Raw genomic sequence first — 5,282 nt, 5'->3', positions numbered from 1 at the left:
CGCCGCCAGCCGCCGTCGGCCAGCGTGCGGCCGAGGAGCCGCGCGCCGGGGAGCTGCACCCGCGATCGCGGCGCGCCCCCGGGCGCGGCGGCCGCCGCGACGGCGGCGGGCACGCCCATGACGAGGAACGTGATCCCCCACGGCCCGGTCAGCGACGCGGTCTGCACGACCGGCGGGACGTCCGCCTGCGTGTAGGCCAGGCTGAGCCACGCGCCGTGCGGGGCGGCCACCGACAGCGCGTACTCCAGCGCCGCCCAGCCCGCCGGGACGGTCAGCGCCGCGATGAGCGGGAGCCCGCGCAGCAGCAGGCGCCGGAAGGCGAGCGCGAGCAGGCCGAACACCAGCGCGGTGCCGACGATGATCCCGGCCGCCGCGGGCGGCGGCATCTCCAGGGTGCCGAGGTAGTAGGGCCACATCCGGCTCTGCCCGGCGAGCCAGGCGAGGGACGCGGCGGCGAACGCGGCCCGCCCGCCGGCCCGGGGCGCGAGCCACAGGACGGGCAGCGGGCCGAACCAGGTGAGCCAGGCGACCGGGTGCAGCCCGGTGCCGAGCAGCAGCAGGACGGACGACAGCAGCGTCGAGACGATGGCGGTCATGGAACGAGCGTCGGCCGGGCGGGCCGTCCGCCGCGTCGCCGGGACGAGTGAAACCCCGCCTCACTCCTCCGGAGCCGCTCCGCCCGTCGGCCCGCGGGGCCGCTCCGCCCGTCAGTCCGCGGGGTCGCCCGGGACGACCAGCCCGGACTCGTAGGCGAACACGACCGCCTGCACCCGGTCCCGCAGCCCGAGCTTGCCCAGCACGTGGCTGACGTGCGTCTTCACGGTGTGCTCGGAGACGACCATCGCCTCGGCGATCTCCGCGTTGGACCGGCCCCGCGCCACCTGCCGCAGCGTCGCGGCCTCCCGCTCGGTCAGCCCGGCGAGCCGTGCCGCGAGCCGCGGGACGACCCCGTGGCCGGGCCGCCGCACCAGGTCCTCGACGAGCCGCCGCGTCACCGCGGGCGCGAGCAGCGCGTCGCCGGCGGCGACGACCCGGACGGCGTCCGCCAGCTCGTCGCGCCGGATGTCCTTCAGCAGGAACCCGCCGGCGCCCGCCCGCAGCGCGTCGTAGACGTGCTCGTCGGAGTCGAACATCGTCAGCACGAGCACCCGGGCGGGCAGCGAGGCGCAGATCCGCTCCGTCGCCTCGATCCCGTTCATCACGGGCATCCGCACGTCCATCACGACGACGTCGGGCCGCAGCTCCGCGGCGGCGCGCACGGCGGCGGCCCCGTCCGCCGCCTCCCCGACGACGGTCATGTCCGGCTGCGCGTCCAGGATCATCGTGAACGCGGCGCGGAAGAGGTCCTGGTCGTCGGCGACGAGGACGCGGAGGGCCGGCTCGTCCGTCACGGGCTCATTCAACCGGAAGCCGGGCCAGGACCGTGAACCCGCGCGGGCCGGGCCCGGCGCGCACGTCTCCGCCGCAGGCGGCCGCGCGCTCGCGCATCCCGGCCAGCCCGTGCCCGGACGCGGCGGGCTCGCCGCCCCGCCCGTCGTCGGCGACCTCGATCTCCAGCGCGTCCCGCCAGCGCACCGCGACGGTCACCGCGCCCACCGGTCCGGCGTGCTTGCGGACGTTGGTGAGCGCCTCCTGCACGATCCGGTACGCGGCGACCCCGGCGTCCGCCGCGACCGGGCGCGGCTCGCCGTCCACGGTCAGCGCGGCCGGCAGCCCGCAGTCGCGGACGAGGTCCGGCAGCGTCGCGAGGCCGGGCTGCGCGCCGCCGGGCGCCGCCGCGTCCTCGCGCAGCGCGTCCAGGATCGCGCGCAGCTGCGCCAGCGCGCCGCGTCCGGTGTCGGCGATCCGCGCGAACGCCTCGTCCGCCCGGTCCGGGCCGGCGAGCGGCGCCGCCTCGGCCTGCACCACCATCAGCCCGACGGAATGGGTGAGGACGTCGTGCATGTCGCGGGCGATGCGGGCCCGCTCGCCGGCGGCGGCCGCCGCCCGCTCCTGCTCCAGCCGGCGCGTCCGCTCGGCGTGCTCGGCGGCCTGCGCGCGGCGGGCCTGCTCGGCCGTCCCGAGCGCGAACGCGGCGGTGAAGGCGGTGCCGAGCAGCGGGTAGACGTCGGAGTCCTCGCCGGGCAGCACGATCGAGACGTACACGGTGGCGGCCAGCAGCGGGACCCACAGCAGCCGCAGCACCGGCCGGCTCAGCGCGGCGATCGTGTAGACGGCCACCAGCGGCCCCCACGGCAGCAGCAGCGGCTTCTGCCACACGACCAGCGCGGTCATCGCGAGGCCCACGACGAGGCCGACGCGCAGCGGGGCGCGCCGCCGCCACAGCACCGGGACGGACGCGAGCAGCGCCAGCGCCACCACCCACCACGGCCGCGCCGCCCACAGCGCCGGTGTCACGGTCGCGGCGGTGACGGCGGCGGCCACCGCCCGGTCGGCGGTCCTCGCGTCGCGCATGCCGCCAGTGTCGGGGACCGGGGCGCCGCGCACCTCACTCGCGCGAGTGAGACCCCGCCTCGTCCCCGAGGAGGGGACGGCCGCCCTGGACCGGCCGCCCGCCCTGCGCGGGGGTGCCGTTCCCGGGTGCTCCGTGCCCGGGTGCTCCGTGCCCGCGCACGCCGTGCGCGGCGAACGGGGCGGGCATGCGGGACGGCAGCCGGGCGGTGACGACGAGGCCCCCGCCGGGACGCGGCTCGGCCGTCACGGTCCCGCCGTGCGCGCCCGCGATCGCGCGGACGATCGACAGGCCGAGCCCCGACCCGCGGTCCGAGCGCACCCGGTCGTTGCCCAGCCGGCGGAACGGCTCGAAGATCGTCTCGATCTCGTAGCCCGGCACGGCGGGCCCGGTGTTGGCGACCCGCACCTCGGCCCAGCCGTCCCGGCCGCGCGTCGACACCCACAGCTCGCCGCCCTCCCGGTTGTGCCGGATCGCGTTCTCCACGAGGTTCTGCACGAGCCGCTCGACCAGGACCGGGTCGCCGGTGGTCGGCGCCGGGCCGAGCCGCCGGTCCGCGGTGACCCCGTGCCCGCGGGCCTCCGGCGCGGCCTGGTCCAGGACGTGCCCGGCGACGTCCGCCAGGTCCAGCGGGTCCGTGCCGGCCTCGGCGTTCTCCGTCCCGGCGAGCGTGAGCAGCCCGTCGATCAGCCGCTCGTGCCGGGTGTTGACGACCAGCAGCGACTCGCCGAGCCGCTTGACGTCGTCGGTCGCGTCCGGGCGGCGGACCGCCACGTCCACCAGCGTCCGGTTGATGGCGAGCGGGGTGCGCAGCTCGTGCGAGGCGTTCGCGACGAACCGGCGCTGCCCGTCGAACGCGCGGGCGAGGCGGCCGAGCATGGTGTCGAAGGCGTCCGCGAGCTCCTTGACGTCGTCGCGCGGGCCCTCGTAGCCGATCCGCTCGGTGAGGTCGTGGCTGCGCGCCACCCGCCCCGCCGTCTCGGTGATCTTGTGGACGGGGCGCAGCGCCCGGTCCGCCAGCAGCCAGCCGAACCCGAGCCCGGCCGCGCCGACCAGGCCGAGCGCGATCCCGCCCTGCGTCAGCAGCGCGTTCAGCGTGTCGTCCTTGTAGTCGCGTTTCGCCCTCACCAGGACGCCCTGCAGCTGGACCGGCGTCAGCGCCTTGCCCGCCTCGGGGGCCGCGCCCCCGGCGGGCCCCTCCGTGAACACCCGGTCGGTGGCCCCGGTCGGCCCCGAGCCCCTGATCTCCGCCGGGCCGCTGCGCTGCGCGAGGTTGTTCTGCACCAGCAGGTACGTCAGCCCGAGAAGGACGATGCCGGCGCCGAGGAACAGGCCGGTGTAGAGCAGGGTGAGGCGCATCCGGATGGTCGGGCGGACGCGTTCGGCGAGGCGTGTCACGGGATCCGGTACCCCGCTCCCGGCACGGTCTCGATGACCTGCGGCTCACCGAGCTTGCGGCGCAGCTTCATCAGCGTCACCCGCACGGTGTTGGTGAACGGGTCGGTGTGCTCGTCCCACACCTTCTCCAGCAGCCGCTCCGCCGACACGATCGTCCCGTCCGCGCGCAGCAGCTCGGCGAGCAGCCCGAACTCCTTGCGCGCCAGCCGCACGTACCGGCCGTCCCGCACGACCTCCTGGCGGGACGGGTCCAGCCGGATGCCCGCCCGCTCCAGCGCGGGCGGCGCCGCCGGGCGGGCCCGCCGGCCGAGCGCCAGGATCCGCGCGACCAGCTCCTCGAACGCGAACGGCTTCGTCAGGTAGTCGTCCGCGCCGATCCGCAGCCCGTCGACGCGCGCGGGGACGGCCGCCGCGGCGGTGAGCATCAGCACCCGCACCAGCGCCCCCGACTCCACCACCGCGCGGCACACGTCGTCGCCGTGCACCACCGGCAGGTCGCGGTCCAGGACGAGCACGTCGTAGTCGTTGACGCCGAGCCGCTCCAGCGCCGCGTCCCCGTCGTACACCACGTCCACCGCCAGCGCCTCCGCCCGCAGGCCCTCGGCGATCGAGTCGGCGAGCATCCGCTCGTCCTCGGCGACCAATACGCGCACCGTGCCGTCCTCCGCCTCGCCCGTCACCTTTCGGCCACAGCCTCCGGCATCGGGCGTAACGCCGGCATAACGAGTTCCGGTTACGGCGGGGTTACCCGCCGGCCGCTGGACTTGCGGTCGCCGCCGGCGTCCGCCCGGCGGCCCGGAGGAGACCGACCGATGAGACGGAAAACGCTCGCGATGCTGGCCCTGCTGCCCGCCCTCGCCCTGGGGCTCCAGGGATGCGGCGGCGGGAACGACGGCGGGACCGGCGCTTCCAAGAAGGCGAGCGACGAGGCCAAGATGCGCAAGTTCGCCCAGTGCATGCGCGACAACGGCGTCGACATGCAGGACCCGAAGGACGGCCGCGTCGAGATCAGGGCGAGCGCGAAGCCCTCGGCCGGGGGCGGGCCTGTGCGCACCGACCCCAAGGTCGAGGCGGCGCAGAAGAAGTGCGCCCACCTCATGCCGAACGGCGGGAAGCCGCGCAGGCCGTCCGCGGCGGACCTGGCCAAGATGCGCGCCTACTCCAAGTGCATGCGCGACAACGGCGTCACCGCCTTCCCCGACCCGAAGCCCGACGGCGGCATGCAGCTGCAGGTCGGCGAGGGCACCGGGATCGACCCGCAGAGCCAGACGTTCAAGAACGCCGACGAGGCGTGCAAGAAGTACCAGCCGGGCGGCGGCAAGGGCCCGCGCTTCTCCAGCGGGAGCGGGAAGTGAGCCGCAGGCGCACGGCCGCGCTCGGCGCGGCGGGCGTCGTGGTCGTCGGCGGCGCCGGCCTCGCCGCCGCCGGGCTG

The 5,282-nt window shown here is 76.6% G+C and carries 6 protein-coding genes; 1 reads left to right on the top strand and 5 read right to left on the bottom strand.

What is annotated here, in order from left to right:
* The 5 genes from ABZ914_RS45825 to ABZ914_RS45805 all read right to left on the bottom strand — a co-directional run.
* A partial coding sequence (locus tag ABZ914_RS45825) for a hypothetical protein (RefSeq protein WP_500200951.1) occupies nt 1–596 on the bottom strand: 596 nt, incomplete at its 3' end.
* Nucleotides 597–707: 111 nt separating this feature from the next.
* Nucleotides 708–1,391 carry a response regulator gene (locus ABZ914_RS45820; protein ID WP_500200950.1) on the bottom strand — a complete coding sequence of 228 codons (684 nt, stop codon included), beginning with the start codon at nt 1,389–1,391 and terminating at the stop codon, nt 708–710.
* Nucleotides 1,392–1,395: 4 nt separating this feature from the next.
* Nucleotides 1,396–2,454: a sensor histidine kinase gene (locus ABZ914_RS45815; RefSeq protein ID WP_500200949.1), complete on the bottom strand. Its 1,059-nt coding sequence runs from the start codon at nt 2,452–2,454 to the stop codon at nt 1,396–1,398.
* A 34-nt stretch (nt 2,455–2,488) separates the two neighbouring features.
* Entirely contained in the window at nt 2,489–3,850 is a 1,362-nt protein-coding gene (locus tag ABZ914_RS45810; RefSeq protein WP_500200948.1) for a sensor histidine kinase, read from the bottom strand.
* Nucleotides 3,847–4,503, bottom strand: coding sequence for a response regulator transcription factor (locus ABZ914_RS45805; RefSeq protein WP_190854338.1), 657 nt, complete (start codon nt 4,501–4,503; stop codon nt 3,847–3,849). Before ABZ914_RS45805 ends, ABZ914_RS45810 begins: the two co-directional genes overlap by 4 nt.
* A 159-nt stretch (nt 4,504–4,662) precedes the next feature.
* On the opposite strand from ABZ914_RS45805, the gene ABZ914_RS45800 reads away from it, so the two are divergent.
* Nucleotides 4,663–5,205 (top strand): hypothetical protein, encoded by a 543-nt coding sequence (locus ABZ914_RS45800; RefSeq protein WP_500200947.1) that lies wholly within the window; start codon nt 4,663–4,665, stop codon nt 5,203–5,205.
* Nucleotides 5,206–5,282 lie beyond the last annotated feature (77 nt).

Origin of the sequence: Spirillospora sp. NPDC046719 (genome assembly GCF_040645715.1) — a bacterium.
GTDB lineage: Bacteria > Actinomycetota > Actinomycetes > Streptosporangiales > Streptosporangiaceae > Spirillospora.
This window is presented reverse-complemented; position numbering and strand designations above follow the sequence as displayed.

Coding starts and splice junctions, on each gene's coding strand:
- ABZ914_RS45815 (WP_500200949.1), bottom strand. CDS start 2,454: ATGCGCGACGCGAGGACCGCCGACCGGGCGGTGGCCGCCGCCGTCACC.
- ABZ914_RS45800 (WP_500200947.1), top strand. CDS start 4,663: ATGAGACGGAAAACGCTCGCGATGCTGGCCCTGCTGCCCGCCCTCGCC.